General features: G+C 63.2%; 1 protein-coding gene. It reads left to right on the top strand.

Annotated features, from left to right (window positions below; all coding sequences use genetic code 11):
- The first annotated feature begins 89 nt into the window (after positions 1-89).
- Positions 90-1,150 (top strand): IS630 family transposase gene (locus HHL27_RS22155; RefSeq protein ID WP_169495525.1). Its coding sequence is split into 2 segments (ribosomal slippage): positions 90-597 and positions 597-1,150, totalling 1,062 coding nucleotides; the frame shifts between segments, so codons are not numbered across the junction.
- Positions 1,151-1,167: the final 17 nt, after the last annotated feature.

Raw genomic sequence — 1,167 nt, 5'->3', positions numbered from 1 at the left:
ATACCAAGGCGCGCTGAGTCTGACTCACGCCGGGGATTCCTAAGCGGATGAAAATCTGATTCGACGTTGCAAGCACAAGGAGGCTTGCGATGGCGGCAGCGATTGGGGTTCGATCTGACTACGCATCGTCGGATTTGCGTGGGTTTGCGCGACGAAGCGGCGATGCCGATCAGGTCCGGCGTCTGTTGGCTGTTGCGCTGATCCTGGACGGCAGGAGCCGCAGCGAAGCGGCGAAGATTGCCGGGGTGACGCTGCAGATCGTGCGCGACTGGGTTCTGCGCTTCAACGAGGGTGGCCCTGACGGTCTTGCGACGCGCAAGGCTCCGGGGCGGGCTTCGATTCTGAACGACCAGCAGCGCGCCCGGCTTGCCGAGATCGTCGAGGCTGGGCCGATTCCTGCAGCGCATGGGGTAGTACGCTGGCGGCTGTGCGATCTGGCGCAGTGGATCTGGGACGAGTTCGAGTTGTCGATCACACGCCATACCCTCGGGCGCGAGCTTCGCGCCATGGGCTATCGCAAGCTGACGGCCCGGCCACGCCACCATGGCCAGAAGAGCGATGACATCGTCGATTTTAAAAAAGGTTCGCCGCCCGTCTGGCGCAAATCAAGCGAAGGCTCCCGAGAGGAACGCCGATAGAGCTGTGGTGGCAGGACGAAGCCCGCGTCGGCCAGCAGACCAAGCTCACCCGGCGCTGGGCAAAGCGCGGAACCCGGCCATCACCACCGAAGGACCAGCGGCGCTCCTCGGCGTGGCTGTTCGGCGCGATCTGTCCCGCCGAAGGCAAGGCCGCCGGCATCGTCATGCCCTGTTGCAACAGCGAGGCAATGAGCATGCATCTCGAGGAAATCGCCTTCCACGTCGCGCCGGGCGCGCATGCAGTCCTCCTGCTCGATCAGGCAGGATGGCATGGTTCGGCCGAACTGGTCGTGCCGCCCAACATCACCCTGATGCCGCTGCCGCCCAGGTGCCCCGAACTCAACCCGGTCGAAAACGTCTGGCAGTTCATGCGCGACAACTGGCTGTCGAACCGCATCTTCAAATCCTACGACGACATCGTCGACCAATGCTGCTTCGCATGGAACAAACTCGCCGATCAGCCGTGGCGCATCATGTCTCTCGGATTGCGCCAGTGGGCCCATGGGTTCTGATCAATGCGCGTTGGTAT

It is taken from the genome of Novosphingobium olei (genome assembly GCF_012927405.1).
Lineage (GTDB): Bacteria > Pseudomonadota > Alphaproteobacteria > Sphingomonadales > Sphingomonadaceae > Novosphingobium > Novosphingobium olei.
The sequence above is the reverse complement of the archived record's forward strand: the minus strand, read 5'-3'. Positions and strand labels throughout refer to the sequence as shown.